Origin of the sequence: Polaromonas aquatica, assembly GCF_042659145.1 — a bacterium.
GTDB lineage: Bacteria > Pseudomonadota > Gammaproteobacteria > Burkholderiales > Burkholderiaceae_C > Polaromonas > Polaromonas aquatica.
The window spans coordinates 66,229-92,489 of sequence record NZ_JBHSRS010000018.1 but is presented as its reverse complement, the minus strand read 5'-3'; the positions used below and the strand labels follow the sequence as shown (position 1 = coordinate 92,489).

Below are 26,261 nucleotides of genomic sequence, written 5' to 3'. Positions count from 1 at the left end.
AGACTCAGGCACCAGACCGGATTCACACGCCCAGTCCTTGCAAGCGCCCATGAAACTTTTCCCCTACGGCCACGCCACCCATCCGCAATGGCAGATGGCGGCCGGCCTTGTGCTTGCGCAATTGCGCGCCTACATGGCCCTGCCCGGCTACGCCAGTGCGCCCACCCTGGCGCTGCTTTACATCACCGACCATTACGCCGCGCAGGCGCAGGACATCCTCGACTATTTAAGCGCCGAGCTGCCCGCGGTCACGGACTGGAGCGGCACCGTGGGCGTCGGCATTGCGTCAAACAACGTCGAGTACTTTGACGAGCCCGCGCTTGCCGTGATGCTTTGCGAGTTGCCGCATGACCAATACCGCGTGTTCTCGGGCGTGTCGCCTTTGCCGCCGGCAAGCCTGGGACTTTTCAAGGCGCACACGGCACTGGTGCATGCCGATGCGGGCACACCCGACGTAGCCGAACTGATAGACGAGATGGCCCAGCGCACCGAAAGCGGCTATGTCTTTGGCGGCCTGGCGTCCAGCCGCTCCGGCACCGTGCAGTTTGCACTCAGCGGCCATGGCAACGTCAAGGGCCAGGGCGCTGCCAGTGGCGTATTCAGCGGCGGCCTGAGCGGCGTGGCTTTTGCGCGCGACCCTTCCGGCGGCATGGTGCTGATGTCGCGCGTGACGCAGGGCTGCCAGCCGGTATCCGGCAACCATGAAATCACCGCATGCGACGGCAATGTGGTCACAGAGCTGGACGGCCAGCCCGCACTTGACGTGATGCTGGAAGACCTGGATGTTTCCCTTGACGAGCCGCGGGAGGCGCTTGCAAAGGTCCGCAACACACTGGTCGGCCTGAGCCATCCGGAAGACATGCCCAGCGGCCCGCGCATACTGCATGCCGGGCAGTTTGGCTCCGAAGTGCTGGTGCGCCACCTGATAGGGCTGGACCCGGCGCGCAAGGGAATTGCCATCACCGATACCCCGGTCGTGGGCATGGCGCTGGCGTTTTGCGAGCGCAACCGCGAAGCCGCGCGCGCCGACCTGGTCCGTGTGTGCGCCGAAATCCGCGAAGAGCTGGAGCCCGAGGAACTCACACTTGAAATCGCCAGCGCCCTGAACCTGCCGGAGGCCGAATCCGCCCCGCATGCGGCCAGGCGCATTGCCGGTGCCATATACGTCAGTTGTTCCGGGCGCGGCGGCCCGCACTTCGGTGCGCCCAGCGCCGAGCTGCAGATCGTGCGGCGCGCTTTGGGCGATGTGCCTCTTGTGGGTTTTTTTGCGGGCGGTGAAATTGCACGCCACCACTTGTATGGCTACACCGGCGTGCTGACAGTGTTTACGGAAATGCAGGAATCCTGAACATGATTATTTTCAAAACCATCGCGCGGGCAATGCTGTCTGCCCTTTGTGCCCTTGCATTCTTTGCCGGCACTGCTGGCCAGGCCGCAGCGCAGTCCAGCGAGTGTGTGGTGGACCAGTACAACAACACGGTCTGCCCGCCGGCCAAAACCCTGTGCCTGCAGGAAAGCAGCAGCCGCCAGGTCAAGTGCTCGCCGCCCGACGGCGGCGTGATTGTGGACCGCTACGGCAAGGCGCAGTGCGGTGTGGGCCGCTGTGTGCTGGACATACGCGGTGACCCCTTCTGCGCGAAAGACAGCGGTGGCGCTGCCGCCAAGGGCCAGTATGGTGATGCCGTGTGTACCGGTGGCTGCGCAAAAGCGCAGGCGTCCCTGTGTACAACGCTGACGCGCTAACGGAATCAATACCCTCCGGGCAGTTTTTCACCGCCGCAATGCGGTAAAAGCCTCAAATTCCCAGCTTCGCATCCCGAGCAACAGGGTGTAGCCTTCGCGGTCTTTCTCGGCCAGCTTCTGGTCGGCTTGGTGTTGCTGTGCAAAGTCCTGCGCAACCCGCTGCATGCGTTCGAAAAACGATGGCGCCAGGCTGCGGCTGACGGAACCATGCACCAGCAGCAGGCCTTCGCCGTCGCCATCAAAGCCGCCTGAAAAATAATCCAGCAAGGCGTTGTCGCGAAAGTAATCCATTACCGGGCCGTGCGGCCGCCAGCGAAAGGTCTTGGCGAGTTTGAGCCGATAGCGGTTCATGGCCTTGAGTTCGATGATGCCAATGCGGTCCAGCTGCGCCAGGTACTGGATGCACTCGGCCTGCGTCAGGCGGTAGCTGTGGGTTATCTGCTCCAGCGTCCATTGTGAGAGCACGCAAATCGCCGTCAGCAGCAGCTTCTTGTCGGCGACCACGGCTTTTTCCTGGGCCTCCGTGAGGCCCGCAAGCAGCGGCTGCATGTCGGCCACGCGCTGGGCGAGGTCGGCAAAGTCGAGTTTGAGCGCACGGCAGATTGCATCAATGCGCGACAGCGGCATGTCGCCCCTGGCCAGCATGCGCTTGACGCTGGACTCCGCCATGCCCAGCGCAAGCGCCAGGTCGGCATAGGTCATCTGCGCCGCCTTGAGTTCTTTTTTCAGGACGATGACAAGGTCGGCACTGGTGCTCATGAAAACTCCCGGGGTAAAACCTGCTGAGAAGTATTGATTATCGATACTTCAGGTGTTGCCATGCCGGCTTGTGCCGATAAGTCGCATTGTTTTTATCCGGGCGGGCCAGACTCCATGTGCCTGAAGGAGCGACCTGGAAATCAGGGCAGAATCGCTCTGGGCATTGCCATCCATCCAGCAAAAAAACTGAAAAGAGGAGTCGCATGAGTGTTGATCTAGCCAGCCAGGACAGCCCCGCATCCGCGTCGCTGTCGCCGCCGCCCTTGCATGAGCACCCGAACCAGTTTGCGCTGTTAAAGCAGCGCCGCTTTGCACCTTTTTTCTGGACCCAGTTCTCGGGGGCCGCCAACGACAACCTGTTCAAGTTCGGCTTCACCGTGATGGTGACCTACCAGCTCAGCGTGAGCTGGCTGCCGCCCGCGATGGCTGGCCTGGTGATTGGCGCGCTGTTCATCCTGCCGTTTTTGCTGTTCTCCGCCACCAGCGGCCAGCTTACCGACAAGTTTGAGAAGACCCGCGTGATCCGCTTTGTCAAAAACCTGGAGGTGGTGATCATGCTGATTGCCGCCTTCGGGTTCATGAGCAACAACGTCAATGTGCAGGTGCCCGTGCTGCTGGGCTGCACATTTTTGATGGGTCTGCATTCCACGCTGTTTGGCCCGGTCAAGTTTGCCTATCTGCCGCAGGCCCTGAACGAGCGCGAACTGACGGGCGGCAACGGCATGGTCGAGATGGGCACCTTTGTGGCCATCCTGCTGGGCAATATCGTGGGCGGCCTGATTGTGGCCATACCCCAGGTCGGGCCCGACTATGTAGCCATGGGCTGCGTGTTGCTGGCCCTGGCCGGCAGGGCGGTTTCCCAGTTCATCCCGCAGGCGCCGGCAACAGACCCGGACCTCAAGATCAACTGGAACCCCATCACCGAAACCTGGCGCAACCTCAAGCTTGCCAACAGCAACGTGGTGGTGTTCCGCTCCATGCTGGGCATCAGCTGGATGTGGTTTTTTGGCGCCGTGTTCCTGAGCCAGTTCCCGAGTTTTGCCAAGGAGGTGATGCACGGCAACGAGCAGGTGGCATCGCTGCTGCTGGTCGTTTTTTCAATCGGTATTGCCACCGGCTCCTTGCTGTGCGAGGTGCTCAGCAAACGCCACGTCGAGATCGGGCTGGTGCCGCTGGGTGCCATAGGCATGAGTGTTTTTGCGATAGACCTTTATTTCGCATCGCGCAGCATGCCGCCGTCCGGGATCATGGGCGTTGCCAGCTTCATGTCCCAGCACTACCACTGGCGCGTGATGATCGACCTGGCCCTGCTCAGCCTGTTTGCCGGGCTATACAGCGTGCCCATGTACGCCCTGATCCAGCTGCGCAGCCAGCCCACGCACCGCGCCCGCATCATTGCCGCGAACAACATCCTGAATGCCCTGTTCATGATCGTCTCGTCGATCCTGGCCGGTGCGCTGCTCAAGGCCGAATTCAGCATCCCGCAGATTTTTCTTTTTGTCGGGCTGGCCAATGCAGTCGTGGCGTTTTATATCTTCATGCTGGTGCCCGAGTACCTGCTGCGCTTCATCGCGCTGATCGCTTCGCGCCTGGTCTACCGCTTCAAAATCACCGGTGACGACAACATCCCCGCGCAAGGCGCCGCGGTGCTGACCTGCAACCATGTGAGCTTTGTCGACCCGGTGTTGCTGATGGCCGCCAGCCCGCGTCCCATCTACTTTGTGATGGACCACCGCATCTTCAAAATGCCGGTGCTGGGCTGGCTGTTCCGCCTGGCCAAGGCGATCCCGATTGCACCGCGCACCGAAGACCCGGCGCTGTACGAGGCGGCCTTTGAGGCGGCCGCCAAGGTGCTGCGCGATGGCGATCTGCTGGCCATCTTCCCCGAAGGCGGCATCACCAAGAACGGCGAACTTCAGACCTTCAAGGGCGGCATCATGAAGATTCTTGAAAATGCCGAGCGTGATGGTTTGCAGGTGCCGGTCGTTCCCATGGCGCTGACCAACCTCTGGGGCTCATTCTTCAGCCGCGTGGAAAAAGGCACGGCCATGGTCAAGCCTTTCCGCCGCGGGATATTCAGCCGCGTGGGCTTGAATGTCGGGGCTCCCCTGGCGGCTGAAAGAGTGGCGCCTGAGAGCCTGCACGCCGAAGTGGCACAACTTCTTCAACGGGGAAACGCATGAAATCGCTTCAGTTTTTCAAGGCCGGGGGGCGCTTGTCCCGCGGAGGTTTCTGGCTTCATGGGCTTGTCGTCTGGGGCGTGCTCTACTTGGTGTGGAGCGCCCTCGGCAGCTCTACGGCAAGCGCGCTGACGTGGCTCGTCAACCTGCCTGCGCTGGCGGCGCTGGTGCTGCTGTGCATCCGGCGGCTGCATGACCGGAATTACTCCGGCTGGTGGTTGCTGCTTGTAGCCGTTCCTGTGGCGGGAGCGCTCTGGCTGGTCTGGCAGCTGGCCTTGCGGCGCGGCGTTCCCGAAGGTAACCGCTGGGGCCCGGACCCGTTGTTGCCGCGTGGCGACTATCTCGTGGTTCGCTAAGGCTCAGCAAAAAAAGGAAGCAAGGGATGCAGCAAAACACATTGATCGTCAACGACGTCACCGGCCTGAACCCGGTGGCGGTCTGGGCCATCAGCAAGCCGAAAACCGTGGCCGACGTGGCCGACGCCATACGCCGCACCGACGGGCCGCTGTCCGTGGGCGGCGGGCATTTCAGCATGGGCGGCCAGACAGCCAGCCCGGGCAGCCTGCACCTGGACATGCGCGAGATGAACCAGGTCATCGCATTTTTCCCGCAAGACAAGGTCATCCGCGTGCAGGCAGGCATTCGCTGGTGCGATATCCAGCGCTTTGTCGACCCGCACGGCCTGGCTGTCAAGATCATGCAAACCTATGCGAACTTCACGGTGGGCGGTGCGCTCAGCGTCAACTGCCACGGCCGTTACATGGGCCTGGGCGCTGTGGTGATGTCGGTGCGAGAGATCCGCGTGGTGCTGGCCGACGGCAGCGTGCAGGATGCTTCGCCTTCCGTCAATGCGGAACTCTTTTATGCGGTGATCGGCGGCTACGGCGGTGTGGGCGTGATCGTTGAGGCCGAGCTGGACCTGGCAGACAACACCAAGGTCAAGCGGCTGGCCCGCAAGATGAGCGCCGCCGAATACATCAGCCACTTCAAGGCCAAGGTCAGGCATTTTCAGGACGCGGTTTTTCACAATGCCGACCTGTACCCGCCGCATTACCGCAAGGTGCGTTCCGTCACCTGGTCGCGCACCGACGAGGCCACCACCGAGCCCAGGCGTCTGCAGCAAGGCGGCGAAACCTACCCCGTGAACCGCTATTTTGTGTGGGCCGTGACCGAAACCCCCTTCGGGAAATGGCGGCGCGAATACCTGATCGATCCACTGCTTTACTTTTTCCGCAAGGTGCACTGGCGCAACTTCGAGGCGGGTTACGACGTGGCTGAGCTTGAGCCGGCTTCGCGCAAGTACACGACCTATGTGCTGCAGGAGTACTTCATTCCGGTGGAGCGTTTTGACGACTTCGTTCCGGTGATGGCGGAGATCCTGCAGCGCTATCGCGTCAATGCGCTCAACGTGTCGGTGCGGCATGCGCGGCCGGATCCGGGCACCCTGCTGGCCTGGGCCAGGGGTGAGACCTTTGCGTTTGTTCTTTATTACAAGCAGCGCACCCGGGACAACGCGATCAACCGCGTCTCGGTCTGGACACGCGAGCTGATCGATGCGGCCATCCGTGTTGGTGGCAGCTACTACCTGCCCTACCAGCCGCATGCGACGGCGGAGCAGTTCCATGCCGCCTATCCACGGGCCAAAGAGCTGTTCGCGCTCAAACGCAAGCTCGATCCGCAGTTCCGCCTGCGCAATGTGCTGTGGGACAAGTACTACGCCCCGACGCTGAACGACGCCAACACCTGAAGACAGGGCCTGCCATGACCACCACCTCACCCGCCTCGGAATTCCGTGCCGTTTTCAGTGCCACCCGCTGGCACGACGGTTTTTACAAGTTCCTGCAGAACATCTACCGCCTTTATCCCGAAGACCGGTTTCACACGCTGATCAAAAACACCTCGGCCGAACTCGACAGCGATGAAGCCATTTACCGCAGGCTCCAGCGTGAGCTGCCGAAGATCAAACCCTTCATGGCGGACCTGACCCTGGCCTTGCCGGCGCTCTTCAAGCAGAAGAAGGAAATGGCCGACCAGACGCAGCGGCTCCTGGGCGGCAAAAAACAGATTGACGGTTATGTGGAGATCGGCTCCACCGGCCGCTATATCAGCGAGCTGAAGAAGCGCATCAAGGTGACCGGCCCCATCACCCTGGTGAACGATGTGGCGCCTGCCAATTCACCGGTGGACATCGCCGAGCGCGGCGGCCTGTTCAAGATCGGCAGCTTTGTGCCGATGAACGACTATGACCCGCTGCCGGCCAGCCTTCCCGATGCCAGCGTGGAACTGGTGACCTGCTACATCGGCCTGCACCACTGCCCGCTGGACAAGCTGGACGCCTTTGTGGCCTCCATCGTGCGTGTGCTGAAACCGGGCGGCATGTTCATCCTGCGTGACCATGACGTCACAACGCCCGAGATGTTCACGTTTGTCTCGCTGGTGCATACCGTCTTTAATGCCGGTCTGAACGGTGCCTGGGAAACCAACCAGCGCGAGCTGCGCTACTTCCGGCCAGTCGCCGAGTGGGTTGCCTACCTTGGTGAGCGCGGACTGAAGGACAGCGGCAAGCGCGAGTTGCAGGCGCACGATCCTTCCGACAACGTGCTGCTGGCGTTCACCAAATCCGGCGGGGCTGCCGCGTGAGGCGCTGGCTGCGCAATCTCGCGGTTGCAGTTGCGTTTGCCGCGCTCGTGGGTGTGGCGCCGGCCGCCGGTCCTGCGCCGGTGGCCGGGCCCGAGCATGTGCGCGGCGTCGAGCAGACGCTGCTCACTTACCCCGAGTGGTTCCTGGTGTTCAGCCCCTATGAGTACGGCGAGTTCATAGGCGCCAGCGCGCCCAGCCGCTTTCCTTTTTACGGCCATATCGGCCAATTCTGGGAAAGCTACAAAGCCGTCTTTGACGAGACACGCCGCCGCGGGCTCGACCTCAACCCGGGTTACCACCTGATGATCATGGTGATCGGCACCAGCACCACGGTCGAGTACGCGGTCAAGTCGGCCTATGAGACGCTCATCGGGCGCCTCGCCGAATCGCTGTCTGGCGGGCCCACGCCCGAGGACAGGCATGCGGCCGGCGTTGCGCAGGACTATGTACGGTTCATCCGCGTGGAGCCCTGGTACCTGTATGACTTCGACAAGGCGCTGGCAGGCCTCTGGCGCGATGTGCCTCTCACCGGGCCGGACATGCTCCGCAAATGGGAGCGCCGCTTTGCACTCACGACCGAATACCTGGTCAAGGCGGGTTATGCCCGGCTGATCAAGCTGGGCACACAGACGATTTACGACGCGCCATTGCCGGTCACAGCCGTGGTGGCCAAGCCTGTGCCGCGGGCTGAGGCCGCGCTGCCGGAACTGAAAGTGCTCTCGTCGACGCCCGACGGCTCGGCGCTGGTCACCATCCCCCGCTATGAGGCTTTCATGGGCTATGCGCAGGCGCTGGCAATGCAAGGCGTCAATTTCAGCGAGATCGCGGGCAACAGCTCATTCATCCTGGTCAGCCTGCTGGCGCCTGAAGCCTGGGCGCCCGCCAGCCCCGCCACGCCATTGCTCAGGCAAGCCATCCTGACCCGGCCCGGAACCCAGCGGGTCGTGCTGACGGTGCCAGTCAAAGACCTGGCCGAGTCGCTGCGCCAGTGGCAGGCCGCCAGACTGCAGGTGGAGCACGTTTTTGACTACTAGGCGGCGGGAGGGAAAGCCGGTGCGCCGTTGGCTCGTTTACCCCTGGCGTGTGTTTCTTGCGCTGGTAGCTTGCCTGTTGCTGGTGGTGGCTTTTTCGTGGGCCCGCATGCTGTGGGTTGAGGACCACAGCCCGCGTGAGGCGGCGCCCAGGCAGGGGCGTTGGCTGCATGCGCATGACGTCGAGTTGTATGTGCAGGAGTTCGGCGACCCGGCCGCGCCGCCTCTGGTATTGACCCACGGCACCGGCGCCTGGAGCGGCACCTGGGACCAGAACGTGCAGGCCATGGCGGCTGCCGGCTATCGCGTCATTGCGGTCGACCTGCCGCCCTTCGGCTTCAGCACGCGGCCGGCCGCGCGGGATTACAGCCGTGCCGCGCAGGCGTGCCGGATCATCGGGTTGATCGACGCATTGAAGCTTGGCCCGGTGACGTTGCTGGGCCATTCTTATGGCGGTGGGCCGGCAGCCGAAGCCGCCATGCTGCAACCGGATCGCGTGCGCCACCTCATCCTCGTCGATGCGGCGATCGGCCTGATGGAATATCCGGCACCGGCGACAAGCGGCGGCGTGGCGGCGAGCCTCTTCGGCATTCGCCCGCTGCGCACGGCGCTGATTGCCACGGTGGGCACCCAGCCTCTGTTCAGCGAGTTCTGGTTGCGCCAGTTCGTGGCCCGCAAGGAGGTCGTCACGCCTTCGCGCACGGCCATCTATCGCCAGCCTTTTGTTGTGGACGGCTTCAGTGCCAGCCTGGGCGACTGGGCCGCGCAATTTGCCGGTGAGAGCGGCAAGTCCCTGAGCGAGACGCCTGAAGGCTTTCGCCAGTTGCCCATGCCGTTGACCTTGGTCTGGGGGCAAGAGGACACGATCACGCCGCTGCCCCAGGCCCAAACCCTGCAGCGCCTGGTCGCCGGATCAAGACTGCTGGTATTGCCTGGTGTCGGTCATATTCCGCAAATTGAGGATCCGGCCCTGTTCAATAGGCGCATGACCGAGGCACTCAAGTATCCCTAGACCTGGTTTCTTGAGAAAGTATCGAAATTCAATACTCTTCGATCATTGTTGAAGGTCTGTATCGTTATCTGCGCGATTTTGAGGCGGTGGCCCGCACAGTAGCGGCACCTCAACAACCTCAAAGGTTTTTATGCAGACGCTGATACACCGTGATTCCAAACCCTGGCAGCTTCAGGTCTGGGCTTCGTTCCAGATTGCTATTTTTCTCTGCGCGGTGGGCTTGTCCTGGCTGCCCGGCAAGGATCTGGATCGCGCTTTCATGGTCATGGGCTATTTCTTCTGTCTCTCGGCCGCCTTTGTGCTGGCCAAGTACGTGCGAGACCAGGAACAAAGCAAGGCCGAAGGCAAGCTGGCCGATACGCCCATGTTCAAGTTGGTGGTGTGGGGCGGCTTCTTTCTGGCGATGTCGCTCACCGGCTGGGGCCTGTGGCGCATGGAAATCAACGAGACCTACAAGGCGTTTCTGGGCGTCAGCTGGCTTTACCTGATCACCTGCAGTTTCACGCTGGCCAAGACCCTGCGCGACCGGCACGAAGCCGACCTGAACGAAGCCCGCCTTGGTGCCCGTGCCGCACGCGGTGCGACTGAAATTGAATAACAGAGCAACACCCCAGGAGTCATCATGAAGAAGATATTTGCTACATATTTGATAGCTGGTTGCGCACTGTTTTCATTGGCTACGGCCTCAATGAATGCCCAGGCGCAAACGGAAGCGTCTGCGCTCAGCGCGGTTTCAACCCTGCCGGTGGCGTCGGTGTTTGTGGGTGCCAGCGCGGCAGCCGGTGCCGTGGTGGCCGTGCCTGTCGTGTTGTCCACTGCCGGGACGGTGCTGGTGGTCAAAACCGTTGAGAGCACAGCGCGCGGTACTGTCTACGTGCTGGAGCGCGCTTCCGACGGTGCGCGCGCCAGCATAGAGCTTGTGGGCAAAGGCATCAGCGGTGCTTCCATGGTGGCAGGTACATCCGTTGTGGTGAGTGTCATGGGCGCAGGCGTGCTGTTGTCTGCGGCCGGAGAGGCGATTGCCTTTATTCCCAATGCACTGGGCCGTGCCTTGCTGCACAACGAGCGCCTGACCTACTAAGCCGGGAAAGACATGGCCATGAAAGCATTGATGCAATTCCTGTCGGCAGGGCTGTTGACCGGCAGCCTGCTGCTTTGCCCGGCAGCCCATGCCGGGCGTTCCTGCGATGCCAAAAAGACCACGCTGCAAACGGTGGAGCGCGGCTTGGCGCTGGCCGAAAAAACCCAGGCCGCGCTCAACGCCAGCGGTGAAAAAGTCGTGCTGCTGGCGCGGGCCGGGCAGGACCTGGGCAAATACGGCGTGCGTTATTCGCACCTGGGGCTGGCCTGGCAGCAACCCGACGGCCAGGGCGGGACGACCTGGCGCGTGCTGCACAAGCTCAACGAATGCGGCACCAGCGAATCGGCCATTTACCGCCAGGGTTTGGGCGAGTTTTTCCTGGATGACCTGTGGCGTTTCGAAGCCGCCTGGGTGGCGCCCACGCCGGAAGTCCAGGCGCGGCTGCTGGTCCTGCTGCAGGACCCGGCCCGGGCCATCAGCCTGCACCACAAGCGCTACAGCATCGTGAGTTACGCCTGGGGCCGCAAGTACCAGCAGTCCAACCAGTGGGCGATTGAAACCATTGCCGCGGCGATGGAGCCGCAAGTCAGGACGCGTGAACAGGCGCAGGCCTGGCTGCAGTTCAAGGGCTACCAGCCGGCTGTCCTCACGCTTGGCCCTTTGACTCGGCTGGGCGGGCGCCTGACGGCTGCCAATGTGGCGTTTGACGACCACCCCAGCGAGAAGCGGTTTTCAGACCGCATCGAAACGGTCACGGTTGATTCGGTTTTTGACTGGCTGCCGCGTGCACAATTTGCCGCGCCCGGCAAACCGCCGGTCAGCGTCAGGCTGTAATCGGCAATACTCTTCTTTTCAGGAAATGGAGCCCTTATGAGCAAGTCCCTGCGACTGACAGAAAAATGGATGCACCGCGGCCTCTGGCTGGTGGCCATCGTGTTTGCCGGATTCCTGATTGGCCTGGGTGGCACGCTGGTGGGCGACCTGCCACAGGTGGAAAAAAAGCTCTCGCTGGATGACTACATGGATGCTGGCACCACAAGTGCGTTGCGCAACAGCATCAAGAATGCCGAGCGTGCCGGGCGGGATGCCGATGAAGCGTTGCAGCAGGCGCAGCTCAAGCGCCGGGCTGCCCAAGCCGATTCCGCTGCGGCCCGCGAGACCTTTAACAACTGGCTGTCAACCCGCCGCGCCACGCAGCAGGCCGACCAGGACCCGGAACTGCTGGCGCGCACCCGGGCGCTGGACGCCCTGAAGGACAAGGAGCGTGCCGCCGGTGTGGCGGTTGAAGCCCAGCAGCAGGCCGCACTGGATGCGCAGCAGACGGCCCAGCGCGAGCGCCGCAAACTGGACGAGCTGCAGCAGGTGGCGCAGCAGCAGCTCAATGCTGAGTACCGCCGCGTGGAGTTGCGCGTCTTTTTGTACCGCCTGGCGCTGACACTTCCCCTGCTGGTGGTGGCCGGCTGGCTGTTTGTGAAAAAGCGCAAGGGCACCTACTGGCCTTTTGTCTGGGGTTTTGTCATCTTTGCCCTGTTTGCGTTTTTTGTCGAACTGGTGCCCTACCTGCCGAGTTATGGCGGTTATGTGCGCTACATCGTCGGGATCGTGGTCACGGTGCTGGTGGGCAGGCAGGCCATCGTGGCGCTGAACCGTTACCTTGAAAAGCAGAAACTGGCTGAACAGCTACCCGATGTGCAGCGCCGCGAAGAACTCAGTTACGACACCGCACTGACGCGCCTGTCCAAGGGGGTCTGCCCGGGCTGCGAGCGCGCCGTCGACCTGAAGAACCCGGAAATTGATTTTTGCCCGCATTGCGGCATAGGCCTGTTTGACCATTGCCTCAAATGCACGACGCGCAAGAGTGCGTTTGCGAAGTTCTGCCATGCCTGCGGCACGGTCAGCGGCCAGCACAAGGCTGCCTGAATTTCAGGGCCGTTCCACCAGGTATTCTTTGGCGTACCAGAAGGTCTCGGGGCTGGTGATCGCGGCCCAGGTACCTTCTTTCGGGTCCTGCCGCGAACGCACATCCCAGCGCACGTCAATGATGCGGCACTGCGCACAAGGTGCCTGTCCTGCACGCCGCGCGACCAGTGCGTAGCGGCTGGTTTTGAACAGGACCTGGACTTCGGCGTCCGTGTAGTCCACCGGCTGTGGTGCATCGTAGGCAACGATTTTTGCGCCCGGGAGCAGGAACTGGTAACGCTCAAACTGGCCGTTGAAGTTGTTGGGCACGCTGATTTGCTGCCCTTTCATCTTTGCAATGGTTTCGGGGCGGAAGTGACCCAGCGCGCCATTGAATGGCGCGGTGGTCCAGGCCAGCGCAAACAACACAGCAAAACCGGCGATGGCCGTCATCGGCCTGGCGGCCTCTTTTTTTGCGAAACCGAAAACGCAGGCGATGGCTGTCAGGAGCAGCAGCAACCAGAACAGCGGTGAATAGGCCCCCAGGTCTTGCGTGGCACGCACCGCGCCATAAGCAATCAGCCCCATCGCCATCGCGCCCAGCAGGCAGAACAGCAGCGTCAGGCTGAACCATATGCGTGCGATACGTTCCCAGTACAGCGCGATCAGCACCGCCACGGCCGGCATGGCCGGAATCAGATAGCGTGCAGAGCGCTGGTCGGGCAGCATGAACACCAGCGCCAGTGCCAGCAGCCAGAGCCACAGGACTTTTTCGCCATCGCTGATGGTTTGTGCTGTGCCCCGGCGCAGGCGGTAGCTGCGCCATGCGGTCCAGACGCAGCCCACCGACAGCGGAAACAGCAGGCCGGCATTGACGAAATAGCCGGTGAGTATGGTCAGTATGCCGCCCGAGCCGCTAAAGGCCTGCTTGAGGTAGCCGGGGGATGATTTGAACTTGCCGGCGTTTTCACCGACCACAAATTCGCGCCACACCTCGCCGGGCAGCGGGTCCACTGCAAACCACAAGCCAAACACGGCCAGCGCGATGGCGCAGATGGCCGCCACCTTGAAACCGTCGAACACAATGCCCCGGCGAAAGACCTGCCACGGCGCCTTGCGCGCATGCAGTACCTGGTAACACAGCGCCAGCCCCAGGCCTACAGGCGCGACCATGGCAAAGGATTTGTAGAGGCAGCCAATGCCTATGGCCACGCCCGCCACCAGCGGAAACTTCCAGCGCGACGCCAGCAGTTGCGAAGGCGACCAGGCCAGGGCAAAAAACACGCCGCACAGCCAGAAGGTTTCGGGTGCGCTGGTCAGGTAGGGCCGGCCATAACGGTAGGTGCTGAAAAACGAAAGAAAGACGATGGCCGCGATGGCGCCCATGACCGTGGCCTGGTGGTTGGGCTGTGCGCCAGCGGTATTGCCCCCGGTACGAACAATCTTCCAGGTCAGCAGGCCGGCCATAAGCGCCGTGGCCCATATATACACCACGCTGGGCAGACGCAGGTTTAACAGCGTCCAGTGATCGCCCCAGCCGCCCGCCAGCATGGCCTGCCAGAACAGCAGCGGTGGTTTGGTGTTGCGCATGAAGTCGTAAGAACTCACCAGCGGCAGCCAGTGGCCGCTTTCGGCCGTCAGGCGTGCGATGTGCGCGTAAACAAGTTCATCACCGTTGCGCGGGATGTGGTCGCCGCCCAGCTGGAACAGGTAGCCGAGCGCCACCACCAGCGCCAGAGCCAGCCATAACAAATGCCCAGGCATGCGGGTTTTGGGTTGTTGCTGGCTGCTCATCATGGGTGGCCGATGGGTGAGTCCGATGGATCGGGCGGCTCGTTTTTGCGCCGGCGAAATGTCAGCCGGTCGTTCGCCAGGAAGTTGAAGGCGCTGGCCAGCGCAATCGCGAGGATGTTGGCAATCGCGTAATGCAGGTAAATGGCCAGCCATTTCGTCACCAGGAACTGGATGAGGATGGAGAGTGCCGCCGCCATCACATACTTGGCAAACAGCACCAGCGCGGACTGCTGCACGGCGTTCTGGCGGTCATGCCAGGTCATCCTGCGGTTCCAGTAGAAGTTGCTTATGGTCGCGATGGTGATGGCCAGTGCAATCGAGTAGTTCAGGCGGTCATGCGAATCGGCAATGTGCCGGAACAAAAACTCCTGCGAGAAGGCCAGCACGGCAATGTTGATCACCGTGCCGCTCGCCCCCACCAGGCCGAACTTGATAAAACGCCAGCGCGCCATGGGCTGCAGCTTTGGCGGCAGAAGCGCAATCAATTTCTCGGCAACGCTCCTCAAGACGCTCATGCGGCTACCGCCTGGTCCTGTTGCAGGCATTCACGCGCCTTCGCCAGCACCGTTTCGGGGGCGATCACCTTGAGGCACTGGTTGTCGCCATCGCAGTAAGACGAGCGGTGGTTGTAGGCGGTCAGGCAGGGCGAGCACGGGTACTGGCTGTAAAAAGAGTGGCAGCGAGGCGTCAGCGGTGCGTAAAGGCCGGGTGTCTCGGGGCCGAACAGCATCAGCGTCCAGATGGGCGTGAGTGCGGCAAATTGGCCCGGCCCGCCATCATTGGTCACCAGCAACTTGGCGACATGAAACAGCGCCAGCAATTCCGCAATCGAGCGGGTATAGCCGGTCAGGTCAATCGCAGCGCTACCTGAGGATGCCGGGAATGCCCGGTTCACATTGGCCACCAGTTGCTGCGCGAGCGCCCGGTCATCCTTCAGCCCGATCACGGCAACGGCATAACCGTCGGCAACCAGGCCTTCGCACAGCGTGGTGTAGGAGGCCAGCGGCCAGGCGCGTATCGGCAGGATGCCGCCGCCCGGGTACACCAGCACCAGAGGCTTGCCGGCAATCGCCGGAAAGTCCTGCGCCAGGCGGCGTTCTATGTCGGGCTTCAAGGCCGGGTCCAGCTGCACATGCGGCGGCGCTTTGCCGGCCAGCATCACCGGCAGTTTTGACCTGGGCACGGCCGTTGAGTCAATCGCGCGTGCCAGCGTCAGAAACTGCGCGCTGATGTGGTGGTAGGGGTTGTAGGGCACCGGCCGGTTGATGTGCGAGCCGCGGTACAGGCCTTCCTGTGTGTGGCGATGAAAGCCGACACGAACCGAGGCGCCGCTGGCAAAGGACAGCAGGCTGCTTATGCGTGAAAAAAGCTCGCAGTCAATCGCCACGTCCACATGGGCCTGGCGCAGTTCCTTGACGGCCTTCCAGAGGCTGGACAGCAGGCCGGACAGCGATTTGTCATCCACCGTGTGCACATGCGCAGGGTCGACCACCTGCATGAGGTCGAGGATTTCGCGGTTCTTGCCGAACAGCAGGGCGTGCAGCTGCGCATCCGGGTAGCGTGTTTTCAGGCGCGTGAACATGTCGTGCGCAAGCACCAGGCTGCCCATTTCAGACAGCAGGATGATCACGATGGCGCGCGGCGCCTTGTCTGCGACACCCGATGGCCTGAACGGGCTGGTGATGGCGTTTGCCAGCGAGGCTGCCGCGCACAACGGTATGCCCACCCAGCGGTCTATCCAGCGCTGAACGTTGATGTTCATTGCCTAGACGCCCCGCTTGCGGTCGGCGTGGAACTGGACCACAAATGCGCCAAAGCGTCCGGCGTCCAGCGCATCGCGGACTTCCTGCATCAGGTTCAGGTAGTAGTGCAGGTTGTGGATGCTCGACAGCATGGGGCCCAGCATTTCGCCGCAGCGGTCCAGGTGGTGCATATAGGCACGGCTGAAGTTTTGGCAGGTGTAGCAGTTGCAGGTCGCATCGACGGGTGCATCTTCGGACTTGTAACGCGCATTGCGGATTTTCAGGTCGCCAAAACGCGTGAACATATGGCCGTTGCGTGCATTGCGCGTCGGCATCACGCAGTCGAACATGTCGACGCCAGCGCCCACGCCTTCGACCAGGTCTTCCGGCGTGCCCACGCCCATCAGGTAACGCGGCTTGTTGGCCGGCAGGCGGTGCGGCGTGTGCGCCATGATGCGCTGCATCTCTTCCTTGGGCTCGCCCACGCTGACGCCGCCAACCGCGTAGCCGGGGAAGTCCATCTCGACCAGCGCGTCCAGCGATTCCTGGCGCAGGTTCTCAAACATGCCGCCCTGCACGATGCCGAACAGTGCATTGGGGTTGCCGAGTTTTTCAAACTCGTCCTCGCAGCGTTTGGCCCAGCGCCGGCTCAGCTCCATGGAGGAGCGCGCCTCGGCTTCGGTGGTGATGTGGCCCTTGGTGTCGTAAGGCGTGCATTCGTCAAACTGCATGACGATGTCGCTGTTCAGTATGGTCTGGATCTGCATGGAGATCTCGGGCGTCAGAAAGAGTTTGTCGCCGTTGACGGGCGATGCAAACTTCACGCCCTCTTCCGAAATCTTGCGCATCTCGCCGAGGGACCAGACCTGGAAACCGCCGCTGTCGGTCAGTATGGGTTTTTGCCAGCTTTCGAATTTGTGCAGGCCGCCAAACTGTTTCATGATGTCCAGCCCGGGCCGCATCCACAAATGAAAGGTGTTGCCCAGGATGATTTGCGCACCCATGTCGTGCAGCGACTGCGGCATCACGCCCTTGACGGTGCCATACGTGCCTACCGGCATGAAGATGGGGGTTTGCACAACGCCGTGGTTGAGCGTCAGTTTGCCGCGCCGGGCATGGGTGCCGAGGTAGGCACCCTGGCTTTCGGTGCCGGCCGGGTCGGTTTTCAGGACTTCAAATTCAAGCATCGGTCAATTGTCGCAGGTGTGCTTTTCCCGTCAGGCCGCGGGTTTTCGCGCCAGCAGCATGGAATCCCCATAGCTGAAAAAACGGTAACGCTGGGCAATCGCATGCCGGTACAGTGCCATGATGTGCTCGTAACCCGAAAACGCGCTGACCAGCATCATCAGGGTGCTTTTGGGCAGGTGGAAGTTGGTCAGCAGCAGGTCCACCACGGCGAATTCAAAACCCGGCGTGATGAAGATATTGGTGTCATTGCAGTCCGGGCCGAATTTGGCGTTCGATTCCAGCGCCCTGACCGTGGTGGTCCCAACGGCCACCACCCGTCCGCCGCCCGCCTTGCAGTCGGCAATCGCCTGCAGCGTGGCGGACGGCACCTCAAAACGCTCGAAATGCATCACGTGGTCGGCGATGTTCTCCGCCTTCACGGGCTGGAAGGTGCCGGCGCCTACATGCAGGGTCACATTGGCGCGCTGTATGCCGCGTGCCTCCAGTTGCGCCAGCACGGCTTCGTCAAAATGCAGTGCCGCTGTAGGCGCGGCGACCGCGCCGGGAGCCCTGGCAAACACCGTCTGGTAACGCTGCTCGTCATCTGCCGAATCAGTGTGGGTGATGTAAGGCGGCAGCGGCACATGGCCGTGCTGCGCCATCAGGGCATAGGGGTCGCTGCTCATGCGAAAGCGGTACAGCGGCCCGTCAGCATTCGGCCAGCGGCCCAGCAGGGTGGCGGTAAAACCACCGTCCATCTGCATCACGGCGCCGGGGAGGGGCTTTTTGCTGACCTTCATGTGGGCCGCGACTTCATGGCCGGCATCAGCATGGTGTGACAGCACGCGCTCGATCAGCAACTCCAGCCGGCCGCCGCTGGATTTTTGCCCGAACAGCCGCGCCTTGACCACCCTGGTGTCGTTGAACACCAGCAGGTCGCCCGGCATCAGCAGCCCCGGCAGGTCGGTAAACCGCCGGTCTACGAGTGCGGGTTCACGCCCGTCCAGCAGGCGCGAGGCGCTGCGCTCGGCGGCGGGGTGCTGGGCGATGAGTTCTTCGGGGAGTGTGAAATCAAAATCACTGAGGCTGAAATGCGTCTTCATGAAGGCACAATTGTCCCATGCCGCCACCTGCCAAACAGGCCCCACCAACAGCCCCGGCCCCTGCGGCCAAAACGCAGGCCGTGGCAGCGCCCAAATCGCAGCCGCAGAAGGCGCTCGAAAAAATGGGCTTGCGCCGCGACATCGACCTGGCCTTGCACCTGCCGCTGCGTTACGAAGACGAAACCCGCATCGTGATGCTGAAAGACGCGCGCGACGGCGATATGGTGCAAATCGAGGGCCAGATTACACACAGCGAAGTCACCTTCCGGCCGCGCCGCCAGTTGCGTGTGACCATAGATGACGGCAGCGACACCTGTGTGCTGCGCTTCATCAATTTTTACCCTTCGCACCAGAAAACCCTGAGCGTCGGGGCCCGCGTGCGTGTGCGCGGCGAGATCCGGGGCGGTTTTGTGGGCCGTGAAATGGTGCATCCCAGCTTCAAGCTGGCGGGCGGTGAACTGCCGGGCGCGTTGACGCCGGTGTATTCCACCGTGGCCGGTTTGCCCCAGGCCTATTTGCGCAGGGCCGTGCTGGGCGGTCTCGGCCGGGCCGACCTGAGTGAGACCATTCCTGCCCCATTTTTAAGGAAAACACCCTCGCAGCCCTTGTTGAGCCTGCGCGACGCGCTACAGTTTTTGCACCACCCGACGCCGGATGTGGCACTTTCCACGCTTGAAGACCACAGCCATCCGGCCTGGCAGCGCCTGAAGGCCGAAGAATTGCTGGCCCAGCAGCTGTCGCAGCTGCAGGCCAGGCGCGTGCGGGCTGCGATGCGCGCCCCGGCCCTCAGCGGTCCGGCGATGCGCGGACCCGCCGCAGATGGTGCCTCCCTGCAGGGACCGCAGTGCACGCTTTATGAGCAGTTGCTGGAGCGCTTGCCGTTTCGGCTCACGGCAGCGCAGCAGCGGGTTTGCGCCGAGATAGCGCTTGACCTGCAGAAAAACATCCCCATGCACCGCCTGCTGCAGGGCGATGTGGGCTCCGGCAAGACCGTGGTGGCGGCGCTGGCGGCGGTGCGTTGCATGGACGCCGGCTGGCAGTGCGCCCTGATGGCGCCCACGGAGATCCTGGCGGAGCAGCATTTCCGCAAACTCATTGCCTGGCTGGAGCCGCTGGGCATCAGGACCGTATGGCTCACCGGCAGCCAGAAGGCAAAAGAGCGGCGCGAATCGCTGGCCATGATCGCCAGCGGCGAGGCGGCGCTGGTGGTGGGCACGCATGCGGTGATCCAGGACAAGGTTGTTTTCAAAAACCTGGCGCTGGCCATCATCGACGAGCAGCACCGCTTTGGCGTGGCGCAGCGGCTGGCCCTGCGCAGCAAGATGAGCGAGGGCGGGGAGGAACCACACCTGCTGATGATGACCGCCACACCGATCCCACGCACTTTGGCCATGAGTTATTACGCCGACCTGGATGTGTCGACGATTGACGAGTTGCCGCCCGGCCGTACGCCCATCGTGACCAAGGTCGTCAACGATGCGCGCCGTGACGAGGTGATAGAACGCATTCGCGGCCAGCTGGCTGAGGGCCGGCAGGTGTACTGGGTTTGCCCGCTGATTGAAGAAAGTGAATCGGTTGACCTGGTCAACGCCACGCACACGCACGAGGCCCTGAGCAACGCCTTGCCCGGCGTGCTGGTCGGCCTGCTGCATTCGCGCATGTCGGTCGCCGAGAAAAAAGCCGTGATGGGGCTGTTTACCGACGGGCTGATGGGCGTGCTGGTCAGCACCACGGTGATCGAGGTCGGCGTGGATGTGCCGAATGCCTCGCTGATGGTGGTCGAGCATGCCGAGCGTTTTGGCCTGTCGCAACTGCATCAACTGCGCGGCCGGGTCGGGCGCGGGGCTGCGGCTTCTGCCTGCGTGTTGTTGTATTCAACCGGCGATGCGCCGCGGCTGGGTGAGATGGCCCGGGCCAGGCTCAAGGCGATGGTGGAGACAAACGACGGCTTTGAAATCGCCCGGCGCGACCTGGAGATTCGCGGGCCCGGCGAGTTTCTGGGGGCCCGGCAGTCGGGTGCGCCTTTGCTGCGCTTTGCGGACCTGGAGGAGGATGCGGACTGGCTGGCCTGGGCGCGGGATCTGGCGCCCCGGATGCTGGACCGGCATGCCGAGTTGGCGCATCGGCATATTTTGCGCTGGCTTGGGGGCAAGGCTGAGTTTTTGAAGGCCTGAAATTGCTATTTAATTGATAGCTGATTGCGCTTGTTCCTGTTGGGTCAGGGCCCTGCTTTGTGCTTGAAAAGGGCTCTTTGGGGGCTTGAGATGCGCTTTTTCTGGTTTGTGGGGCTGAATCTGGCTTCAGTACGGCATTTTTGGTAGTTGAATAGGCTGCTGGCCCAATGTTGTTGTGCGTGGCCAGCTATTGAATTTATAGCGGCCAATCAACCGTTCGGGCTGAGCTTGTCGAAGCCTTCGCTGGTTTGGGTGTGTTGCCCTTCACTGGCAGGCCGGGGGTAGCCCGGCGGCTAGTCACTTTCTTTTGCTTCGCCAAAAGAAAGTAACCAAAGAAAAGGCGAGCCGCAGTCAGGGTCGCTTCGCGATACCTTGCGGTGCTCGGAAGAGCCGGAAATTTCAGAAACTTGTCTGCTGCGCAGCCTTCGGACATCTGAAATTTTTATCCGTCTCCCCCTGTGCTGCTCAGCCCTGCCAGAACGGCACTGCGGGATCGGGAAAAAATACAGGGCCGGGTTTCGCAGAACGCATCGCGTTCTGCTCCCCGAATTTGTTTTCCCTAAAGCCCGTCCTGGCTGGGCCGAGCAGCGCAGATGGAGGCGGAAGGTCGGGCCAAACTTGTTTGAGCCGCAGGCGAGTTGTTTGGACCGCCGCCGGAATCGAGCAGCGCAGGTTGCCCGTAACGAAGTGAAGGGACCCAGACTGCGGGTCGCCTTCTCTTTGCTTACTTTCTCTTGGGCAGAAGCCAAGAGAAAGTGAGTCGCCCGCCGGGGTGAGACCCGGCCTGGTCATGAAGGGCACAGCATCAAAACTCAAACAGACCCGGAAGAGACCATCGCGGGCAGCTCCGAAAAGCCGCACAATAAGCCCATGACGCTGACCGAACTCAAATACATAGTCGCCGTAGCCCGGGAAAAGCACTTCGGCAAGGGCGCCGACGCCTGTCACGTCTCGCAGCCCACCCTCAGCGTCGCCATCAAGAAGCTTGAGGAGGAACTCCAGGTCAAGCTTTTTGAGCGCAACGCCAATGAAATCACCGTCACCCCGCTGGGTGAAGAGATCGTGCGCCAGGCGCAGAGCGTGCTGGAGCAGGCCGACAACATCCGTGAGATCGCCAAGCGCGGCAAGGACCCGCTGGCCGGCGCGCTGCGGCTGGGGGTGATCTACACGATTGGCCCCTACCTGCTGCCGGATCTGGTGCGCCAGGCGATTGCGCATACGCCGCAAATGCCGCTGATGCTGCAGGAGAACTTCACCGTCAAGCTGCTGGAGGAGTTGCGCAACGGCGAGATCGACTGCGCCATCCTGGCCGAGCCTTTCCCGGACACCAACCTGGCGATTGCGCCGCTGTATGACGAGCCTTTCATGGCGGCGGTGCCCAGTGCGCACCCGCTGGCGGCGCGCACCAGCATCACGGCTGAAGAAATCAAGAAGGAAACCATGCTGTTGCTTGGCAATGGGCATTGCTTTCGCGACCATGTGCTGGAGGTTTGCCCGGAGTTTGCGCGTTTTTCCAGCAGTGCCGACGGCATCAGCAAGAGTTTTGAAGGCTCCTCGCTGGAGACCATCAAGCACATGGTGGCTGCCGGCATGGGTATCACGCTGGTGCCGCGCCTGAGCGTGCCCAAGGAGGCGCTGGCCGAGCAGTCTGCCGGCAAAAAAGGCGGCAAAAGCAAATCGAAAGTGGCGGCGGAGCAGCCGTCGTTCATCAAATACCTGCCTTTTGACGGGCATATCCCTAGCCGGCGCGTGGTGCTGGCCTGGCGCCGCAGCTTCACGCGCTACGAGGCCATTGCCGCGCTGCGCAACGCCGTTTATGCCTGCGAGCTGCCGGGTGTGACCCGGCTGTCCTGAGGCGTCTTTGGGGCGTCTATCGCTGCCATAGCCTGCGGCGGTTGCCGTGCCCGGCCTGATTTTGTAAAGTCACCGTTCCAGCAGAGTTACTCTCAAGTCGTTTTCAAAAAAAGGAAAAACCATGGCCAAAGCCTCAGCCAAACCAGCGCCTTCCATCAACATCGGCATCAGCGAAAAAGACCGCGCGGCGATTGCCAAGGGGCTGAGCCGCCTGCTGGCCGACACCTACACGCTGTACCTCACGACGCACAACTTTCACTGGAACGTGACGGGGCCGATGTTCAACACCCTGCACCTGATGTTCATGACGCAGTACACCGAGCTGTGGGCCGCGGTGGACCCGGTGGCCGAGCGCATCCGTTCGCTGGGCCATCCGGCGCCCGGCTCTTATGCGCAGTTCAGCAAGCTGGCTTCGATTCCCGATGCACCTGCCACGCCGCCCAAAGCCCTTGAAATGGTGCGCATCCTGGTGCAGGGCCATGAAGCGGTGGCACGCACCGCGCGCGAACTGTTTCCGCTTGCCGACAAGGCCAGCGACGAGCCGACGGCCGATTTGCTGACGCAGCGGCTCACCGTGCATGAGCAGACCGCGTGGATGCTGCGCTCGCTCCTGGAAGAGTGAAGGGCGTCCTGGCTTGTTAAAGCAAAAACTCGATCTCTACCTCCAGCTGATCCGTTGGGACCGCCCGGCCGGTTGGCTGCTTTTGCTCTGGCCCACGCTGTCGGCGCTGTGGGTGGCAGCGCATGGCTTTCCCGGCTGGCACTTGGTGCTGGTGTTCACGCTGGGGACCTTTTTGATGCGCAGCGCGGGCTGCTGCCTCAACGATGTGGCTGATCGCGACTTTGACCGCCACGTCAAACGTACGGCGCAGCGGCCCGTGACCAGCGGCAGGCTCTCCAGCAGGGAAGCCCTGCTGGTGGGTGCCGTGCTGGCGCTGCTGGCTTTCGGGCTGGTGCTGACGACAAATATTGCTGCGATCCAGTGGTCTTTTGCCGCACTGGCCGTCACGCTGATCTACCCATTTGCCAAACGTTATGTCTCCATGCCGCAAGCGGTGCTGGGCGTGGCTTTCAGCTTCGGCATCCCTATGGCCTTTGCCGCTGTGCAGTCGCGCGTGCCCATGCTGGCCTGGGTGCTTTTGTTCGGCAACCTGTTCTGGGTGATTGCCTACGACACCGAGTACGCCATGGTGGACCGCGATGACGACCTGCGCATAGGCATGAAAACCTCCGCCATCACCCTGGGGCGCTTTGACGTGGCTGCGGTCATGCTCTGTTACCTGTTTTATCTGCTGATCTGGGCTTTGGCCCCCGTTGTACCTGCGCAGTCAGCTATATATTTAATAGCGATTGCCGTCGCCGGGCTGCAGGCGCTGTGGCATGGCTGGCTGATCCGAAAACGCGAGCGTGACGATTGCTTCAAGGCCTTTCGCCTCAACCACTGGCTGGGGTTCACGGTGTTTACCGGCATTGCCGGCTCCTGGCTGGTGGCTTGAGCTTTTGAGTCAGCCCTTGCGAGTGCCAGGGGCACAAAAGAAAAAGCCCGCGGAAAGCGGGCTTTTTTGTGGCTTGGGCCTGGCTGCCGGGTCGCCCCGGCAGGTCAGCCTGTGCGCTGCCTTGATCAGGCGGCTTTTGGTGCGGCCTTGGCTTTGGCTTTTGCCTTGTGCTTGGCTTTGTGTTTTGGTTTGGCCTTTGCCTTGGCTTTTGCGGGTGCAGCAGCGGGAGCGGCTGCTGGTGCAGCGGCAGGAGCAGCTGCCGGGGCGCCGCCGGTTTGGGCGGATGCCGGTGTGGAGATCACAGCCAGTGGCATGGCCAGAACAGCAGCGCTTGCGAGGATGGACAGGAATTTTTTCATGGTGACTCCAGTGAATTGATAGATTTTGCTTTTTTCGCCTCTGTCGCTAACTTCAGGGCTAACGGCGGCAGCAGGACATTTCCTTAACGCCCTTGGGTAAATTCCGGTTGACCGGGAAATGCCGGCCGGGGCTTCAGGCCGAGCCAAACTCGTCGCCCAGTTCCCGGGCCCGTTGTTTCGCGGCGTGCATGGCCCGTATAAAAAGCAGCTTGACGTGGTCCTGCTCCATGGAGGTCAGGGCGGCGTAAGTGGTGCCGCCTTTGGAGGTGACCCTGGCGCGCAGGATTTCAGGCGGCTCGTCGGATGCCCTGGCCAGGGCCGATGAGCCCACAAACGTGCCTACCGCCAGCTTGTGCGCCTGCTCGCGGGACAGGCCCATGCCCGTGCCGGCATCGATCATGGCCTCGATGAAATAAAAGACATAGGCCGGGCCGGAGCCTGAAATTGCCGTGACGGCATCCAGGTGGGTTTCCTCGTCCAGCCAGACATATTCGCCGGTGGTCTTGATCACGCGCTCCACCGCCAGCCGGTCAGCCGCCGTGACGGCGCTGCGCGCGAACAGGGCCGTCATGCCCTGGCCCACCAGTGCCGGCGTGTTGGGCATGGAGCGCACCACGCGCTCGGTGCCCAGCCAGTGCGCGATGCTGTCCGAGCGTATGCCCGCGGCCACGCTCAGGTGCAAGGCGTGTTTGGTGTGAAAACGGGTTTGCAGCGCCGCTTCCTTGAAGGTCTGGGGTTTGACGGCCCAGACCACCAGGGCGGCGCTGGCCAGCTGCGCGCTGGGGCCTTCACTGGTTTGAACGCCGAACTGCTTTTTGAGTTTGCTGCGCTGCTCCTCAAACGGCTCTACAACCTGGATGTGGCCGGCGGCCGTTCCCTGCTTGAGCAGGCCGCCAATGATGGCGCTGGCCATGTTGCCGCCGCCTATGAAGGCGATGTGGTCACTGGTGCTGGATGAGGAAGTCATGGGTGGTCAATCAAAAAATTCAAAGGCCAGCAACTGGGTGATTTGCCGGGTATTGAAATTGTCGTCGCTGATAAAAACAAGGCTGCGGTTGCCGTTGGGCAGTCGCGGCCCCCAGGTCATGCCTTCGGTATTGTCCAGCCGCTCAAGCCGCCGGCCGGTGCCCGGACCGATGAAAGCCGAGAAATCAGCCAGCAGGAGTTTGTTCACCGGCTGGTAGGCCGCGCCCTGCAGGGCGGGCAGGGCCAGCGTGTCGGAGCCTTGCCGCGTGTCGATCAGGTACAGGCGCAGCGAGTTGCTGGCGTCCGTGCCGTAGCCGGCCATGTAGGCGCGTTCCAGCACCAGCATGCGGTCCGCGTCCAGCATCAGGATTTCGCTGATGCCGTTGTCGGCGCGGGTGGCGGGCGGCACAGGCGCATGCGGAATCGCATCGGGAATGTAGGCGATCTGCCGCAGCGCGCGGCCGCTGGCGAGATCGATCTGGGTAAACCGGCAGGGCCCGCCCGGTGCCTGCACGGTCGGCAGGGGGCCGTCCTGCAGCATGGGGCCTTCCATTGAAATCCAGGCGCTGTTGCCATCGGGCGTGAGCGTCAGGCCCTCGAAGGTGAGGTTGCTGCGCGGCCCTTGCAGGAGGCCGAAGTCAAACATCGCAGGCAGGGCAAATTTGCGCAGCAGCGTGCCGTCCAGCCGGGTTTCACTCAGAGACGGTGCCACACCTGCCAGCGCATTGCCTTCGCTGGTCCAGAACAGCGTCTGGCTGGCCGCGCGCCAGCGTATGGACTCCGGGTCCAGCACTTCGCGGCCCCGCAAAATGGCCGGGTAGGCCGAGCCGTCGGCCTGGCGCAGGCTGGTCACGCCGGTGATCTCCGGCTGGCCCAGATGGTCGGCATCCAGCGGGATTTTTGCCGTGTAAAAGCGGGCCGGATTGCGGCTGGAGCCGTCGTCGCTGAGCAAAAAATACTGGCCGCTGGCCGGGTCGTAGTCAATGCCCGACAGGCCGCCCACGGTGGTGCCCTGGAACTGCAGGCGGCTGGGCAGCCTGGCCTCGCCTATCAGGCGCAGCCGGGCGCTGGGTGGCGAAGCCGGCACCGCTGGCGTAGCCGTGACGGGGGTGGTTGGCGCGCAGCCCGTCAGGCCCAGCATGGCGCTGGCGCCTGTGGCCAGGAGCAATTGGCGCCGGGTCAGTGCGGCGCCGGTATTTGGGGCAGGGGGCATGGTGCTTTCGGGTACTTTACGGGTCAGTCCGCAATGGTAGCTGGGGAA

The 26,261-nt window shown here is 62.5% G+C and carries 25 protein-coding genes; 16 read left to right on the top strand and 9 right to left on the bottom strand.

Going from position 1 to position 26,261, the window contains the following annotated elements:
* Positions 1-49 precede the first annotated feature (49 nt).
* Both ACFQND_RS08855 and ACFQND_RS08850 read left to right on the top strand, forming a co-directional pair.
* Positions 50-1,348, top strand: a complete 1,299-nt coding sequence (locus tag ACFQND_RS08855; RefSeq protein ID WP_371439007.1) for an FIST signal transduction protein — start codon at positions 50-52, stop codon at positions 1,346-1,348.
* Positions 1,349-1,350: 2 nt separating this feature from the next.
* On the top strand, positions 1,351-1,743 hold the full coding sequence (locus ACFQND_RS08850) for a hypothetical protein (protein WP_371439006.1): 393 nt from the start codon (positions 1,351-1,353) through the stop codon (positions 1,741-1,743).
* 27 nt (positions 1,744-1,770) lie between these two features.
* Here the strand turns inward: ACFQND_RS08850 and ACFQND_RS08845 are convergent, their stop codons facing one another.
* A complete protein-coding gene (locus ACFQND_RS08845; protein ID WP_371439005.1) occupies positions 1,771-2,502 on the bottom strand; it encodes a helix-turn-helix domain-containing protein in 732 nt (243 codons plus the stop codon).
* 203 nt (positions 2,503-2,705) lie between these two features.
* Between ACFQND_RS08845 and ACFQND_RS08840 the strand changes: the two genes are divergently transcribed.
* The 10 genes from ACFQND_RS08840 to ACFQND_RS08795 all read left to right on the top strand — a co-directional run bounded on the left by ACFQND_RS08840 (position 2,706) and on the right by ACFQND_RS08795 (position 12,366).
* A complete protein-coding gene (locus tag ACFQND_RS08840; RefSeq protein ID WP_371439004.1) occupies positions 2,706-4,685 on the top strand; it encodes an MFS transporter in 1,980 nt (659 codons plus the stop codon).
* Positions 4,682-5,038, top strand: a complete 357-nt coding sequence (locus tag ACFQND_RS08835) for a DUF805 domain-containing protein (RefSeq protein WP_371439003.1) — start codon at positions 4,682-4,684, stop codon at positions 5,036-5,038. The genes ACFQND_RS08840 and ACFQND_RS08835 overlap by 4 nt, the downstream gene beginning before the upstream one ends.
* Positions 5,039-5,064: 26 nt before the next feature.
* Positions 5,065-6,429: an FAD-binding oxidoreductase gene (locus ACFQND_RS08830; RefSeq protein WP_371439002.1), complete on the top strand. Its 1,365-nt coding sequence runs from the start codon at positions 5,065-5,067 to the stop codon at positions 6,427-6,429.
* A gap of 14 nt (positions 6,430-6,443) precedes the next feature.
* Complete coding sequence (locus tag ACFQND_RS08825) at positions 6,444-7,322, top strand: methyltransferase domain-containing protein (protein WP_371439001.1); 879 nt, start codon at positions 6,444-6,446, stop codon at positions 7,320-7,322.
* Positions 7,319-8,356, top strand: coding sequence for a hypothetical protein (locus ACFQND_RS08820; RefSeq protein WP_371439000.1), 1,038 nt, complete (start codon positions 7,319-7,321; stop codon positions 8,354-8,356). The genes ACFQND_RS08825 and ACFQND_RS08820 overlap by 4 nt, the downstream gene beginning before the upstream one ends.
* Before the next feature lie 19 nt (positions 8,357-8,375).
* Positions 8,376-9,365 carry an alpha/beta fold hydrolase gene (locus tag ACFQND_RS08815; RefSeq protein ID WP_371438999.1) on the top strand — a complete coding sequence of 330 codons (990 nt, stop codon included), beginning with the start codon at positions 8,376-8,378 and terminating at the stop codon, positions 9,363-9,365.
* Between the two features lie 130 nt (positions 9,366-9,495).
* Positions 9,496-9,963, top strand: a complete 468-nt coding sequence (locus ACFQND_RS08810) for a YiaA/YiaB family inner membrane protein (RefSeq protein ID WP_371438998.1) — start codon at positions 9,496-9,498, stop codon at positions 9,961-9,963.
* 24 nt (positions 9,964-9,987) lie between these two features.
* The gene (locus ACFQND_RS08805; RefSeq protein WP_371438997.1) at positions 9,988-10,446 is read left to right on the top strand and encodes a hypothetical protein; all 459 of its coding nucleotides are present in this window, start codon (positions 9,988-9,990) and stop codon (positions 10,444-10,446) included.
* 18 nt (positions 10,447-10,464) lie between these two features.
* On the top strand, positions 10,465-11,280 hold the full coding sequence (locus ACFQND_RS08800; protein WP_371438996.1) for a DUF2145 domain-containing protein: 816 nt from the start codon (positions 10,465-10,467) through the stop codon (positions 11,278-11,280).
* Positions 11,281-11,316: 36 nt separating this feature from the next.
* Positions 11,317-12,366, top strand: coding sequence for a serine endopeptidase (locus ACFQND_RS08795; RefSeq protein ID WP_371438995.1), 1,050 nt, complete (start codon positions 11,317-11,319; stop codon positions 12,364-12,366).
* Positions 12,367-12,369: 3 nt separating this feature from the next.
* Here the strand turns inward: ACFQND_RS08795 and ACFQND_RS08790 are convergent, their stop codons facing one another.
* From ACFQND_RS08790 to queA, 5 genes are read right to left on the bottom strand one after another with little or no spacing between them, the layout of a single operon-like run.
* Positions 12,370-14,139 carry an ArnT family glycosyltransferase gene (locus tag ACFQND_RS08790; RefSeq protein ID WP_371438994.1) on the bottom strand — a complete coding sequence of 590 codons (1,770 nt, stop codon included), beginning with the start codon at positions 14,137-14,139 and terminating at the stop codon, positions 12,370-12,372.
* Positions 14,139-14,654, bottom strand: a complete 516-nt coding sequence (locus tag ACFQND_RS08785) for a GtrA family protein (protein WP_371438993.1) — start codon at positions 14,652-14,654, stop codon at positions 14,139-14,141. The genes ACFQND_RS08790 and ACFQND_RS08785 overlap by 1 nt, the downstream gene beginning before the upstream one ends.
* Positions 14,651-15,901: a glycosyltransferase family 9 protein gene (locus tag ACFQND_RS08780; protein WP_371438992.1), complete on the bottom strand. Its 1,251-nt coding sequence runs from the start codon at positions 15,899-15,901 to the stop codon at positions 14,651-14,653. The genes ACFQND_RS08785 and ACFQND_RS08780 overlap by 4 nt, the downstream gene beginning before the upstream one ends.
* A 3-nt stretch (positions 15,902-15,904) precedes the next feature.
* A complete protein-coding gene (tgt, locus tag ACFQND_RS08775) occupies positions 15,905-17,068 on the bottom strand; it encodes a tRNA guanosine(34) transglycosylase Tgt (RefSeq protein ID WP_371438991.1) in 1,164 nt (387 codons plus the stop codon).
* A 30-nt stretch (positions 17,069-17,098) separates the two neighbouring features.
* Complete coding sequence (queA, locus tag ACFQND_RS08770) at positions 17,099-18,151, bottom strand: tRNA preQ1(34) S-adenosylmethionine ribosyltransferase-isomerase QueA (protein WP_371438990.1); 1,053 nt, start codon at positions 18,149-18,151, stop codon at positions 17,099-17,101.
* Positions 18,152-18,168: 17 nt separating this feature from the next.
* Here queA and recG point away from each other — a divergent pair, with 17 nt between their 5' ends.
* The 4 genes from recG (at position 18,169) to ubiA (ending at position 23,675) form a co-directional block, all read left to right on the top strand.
* Entirely contained in the window at positions 18,169-20,325 is a 2,157-nt protein-coding gene (gene recG, locus ACFQND_RS08765) for an ATP-dependent DNA helicase RecG (protein WP_371438989.1), read from the top strand.
* 870 nt (positions 20,326-21,195) lie between these two features.
* Positions 21,196-22,179, top strand: coding sequence for a LysR substrate-binding domain-containing protein (locus tag ACFQND_RS08760; RefSeq protein WP_371436755.1), 984 nt, complete (start codon positions 21,196-21,198; stop codon positions 22,177-22,179).
* A gap of 121 nt (positions 22,180-22,300) precedes the next feature.
* The gene (locus tag ACFQND_RS08755; RefSeq protein ID WP_371436756.1) at positions 22,301-22,801 is read left to right on the top strand and encodes a Dps family protein; all 501 of its coding nucleotides are present in this window, start codon (positions 22,301-22,303) and stop codon (positions 22,799-22,801) included.
* A 13-nt stretch (positions 22,802-22,814) separates the two neighbouring features.
* A complete protein-coding gene (gene ubiA, locus ACFQND_RS08750) occupies positions 22,815-23,675 on the top strand; it encodes a 4-hydroxybenzoate octaprenyltransferase (protein ID WP_371436757.1) in 861 nt (286 codons plus the stop codon).
* Positions 23,676-23,800: 125 nt separating this feature from the next.
* Here the strand turns inward: ubiA and ACFQND_RS08745 are convergent, their stop codons facing one another.
* From ACFQND_RS08745 to ACFQND_RS08735, 3 genes are all read right to left on the bottom strand, one after another.
* The gene (locus ACFQND_RS08745) at positions 23,801-24,034 is read right to left on the bottom strand and encodes a hypothetical protein (RefSeq protein WP_371436758.1); all 234 of its coding nucleotides are present in this window, start codon (positions 24,032-24,034) and stop codon (positions 23,801-23,803) included.
* Between the two features lie 133 nt (positions 24,035-24,167).
* Positions 24,168-25,001 carry a pyrroline-5-carboxylate reductase gene (gene proC, locus ACFQND_RS08740; RefSeq protein WP_371436759.1) on the bottom strand — a complete coding sequence of 278 codons (834 nt, stop codon included), beginning with the start codon at positions 24,999-25,001 and terminating at the stop codon, positions 24,168-24,170.
* Between the two features lie 6 nt (positions 25,002-25,007).
* Complete coding sequence (locus ACFQND_RS08735) at positions 25,008-26,213, bottom strand: esterase-like activity of phytase family protein (RefSeq protein WP_371436760.1); 1,206 nt, start codon at positions 26,211-26,213, stop codon at positions 25,008-25,010.
* Between the last annotated feature and the right edge of the window lie 48 nt (positions 26,214-26,261).

What these genes read in the sequence shown, in the direction of transcription:
- ACFQND_RS08780 (WP_371438992.1), bottom strand. Translation starts at nt 15,901, where the DNA reads ATGAACATCAACGTTCAGCGCTGGATAGACCGCTGGGTGGGCATACCG.
- ACFQND_RS08830 (WP_371439002.1), top strand. Translation starts at nt 5,065, where the DNA reads ATGCAGCAAAACACATTGATCGTCAACGACGTCACCGGCCTGAACCCG.
- ACFQND_RS08850 (WP_371439006.1), top strand. Translation starts at nt 1,351, where the DNA reads ATGATTATTTTCAAAACCATCGCGCGGGCAATGCTGTCTGCCCTTTGT.
- ACFQND_RS08785 (WP_371438993.1), bottom strand. Translation starts at nt 14,654, where the DNA reads ATGAGCGTCTTGAGGAGCGTTGCCGAGAAATTGATTGCGCTTCTGCCG.
- proC (WP_371436759.1), bottom strand. Translation starts at nt 25,001, where the DNA reads ATGACTTCCTCATCCAGCACCAGTGACCACATCGCCTTCATAGGCGGC.
- ACFQND_RS08855 (WP_371439007.1), top strand. Translation starts at nt 50, where the DNA reads ATGAAACTTTTCCCCTACGGCCACGCCACCCATCCGCAATGGCAGATG.
- ACFQND_RS08755 (WP_371436756.1), top strand. Translation starts at nt 22,301, where the DNA reads ATGGCCAAAGCCTCAGCCAAACCAGCGCCTTCCATCAACATCGGCATC.
- ACFQND_RS08795 (WP_371438995.1), top strand. Translation starts at nt 11,317, where the DNA reads ATGAGCAAGTCCCTGCGACTGACAGAAAAATGGATGCACCGCGGCCTC.
- ACFQND_RS08800 (WP_371438996.1), top strand. Translation starts at nt 10,465, where the DNA reads ATGAAAGCATTGATGCAATTCCTGTCGGCAGGGCTGTTGACCGGCAGC.
- recG (WP_371438989.1), top strand. Translation starts at nt 18,169, where the DNA reads ATGCCGCCACCTGCCAAACAGGCCCCACCAACAGCCCCGGCCCCTGCG.
- ACFQND_RS08810 (WP_371438998.1), top strand. Translation starts at nt 9,496, where the DNA reads ATGCAGACGCTGATACACCGTGATTCCAAACCCTGGCAGCTTCAGGTC.
- tgt (WP_371438991.1), bottom strand. Translation starts at nt 17,068, where the DNA reads ATGCTTGAATTTGAAGTCCTGAAAACCGACCCGGCCGGCACCGAAAGC.
- ACFQND_RS08745 (WP_371436758.1), bottom strand. Translation starts at nt 24,034, where the DNA reads ATGAAAAAATTCCTGTCCATCCTCGCAAGCGCTGCTGTTCTGGCCATG.
- ACFQND_RS08840 (WP_371439004.1), top strand. Translation starts at nt 2,706, where the DNA reads ATGAGTGTTGATCTAGCCAGCCAGGACAGCCCCGCATCCGCGTCGCTG.
- ACFQND_RS08760 (WP_371436755.1), top strand. Translation starts at nt 21,196, where the DNA reads ATGACGCTGACCGAACTCAAATACATAGTCGCCGTAGCCCGGGAAAAG.
- ACFQND_RS08735 (WP_371436760.1), bottom strand. Translation starts at nt 26,213, where the DNA reads ATGCCCCCTGCCCCAAATACCGGCGCCGCACTGACCCGGCGCCAATTG.
- ACFQND_RS08835 (WP_371439003.1), top strand. Translation starts at nt 4,682, where the DNA reads ATGAAATCGCTTCAGTTTTTCAAGGCCGGGGGGCGCTTGTCCCGCGGA.
- queA (WP_371438990.1), bottom strand. Translation starts at nt 18,151, where the DNA reads ATGAAGACGCATTTCAGCCTCAGTGATTTTGATTTCACACTCCCCGAA.
- ACFQND_RS08845 (WP_371439005.1), bottom strand. Translation starts at nt 2,502, where the DNA reads ATGAGCACCAGTGCCGACCTTGTCATCGTCCTGAAAAAAGAACTCAAG.
- ACFQND_RS08790 (WP_371438994.1), bottom strand. Translation starts at nt 14,139, where the DNA reads ATGAGCAGCCAGCAACAACCCAAAACCCGCATGCCTGGGCATTTGTTA.
- ACFQND_RS08825 (WP_371439001.1), top strand. Translation starts at nt 6,444, where the DNA reads ATGACCACCACCTCACCCGCCTCGGAATTCCGTGCCGTTTTCAGTGCC.
- ACFQND_RS08805 (WP_371438997.1), top strand. Translation starts at nt 9,988, where the DNA reads ATGAAGAAGATATTTGCTACATATTTGATAGCTGGTTGCGCACTGTTT.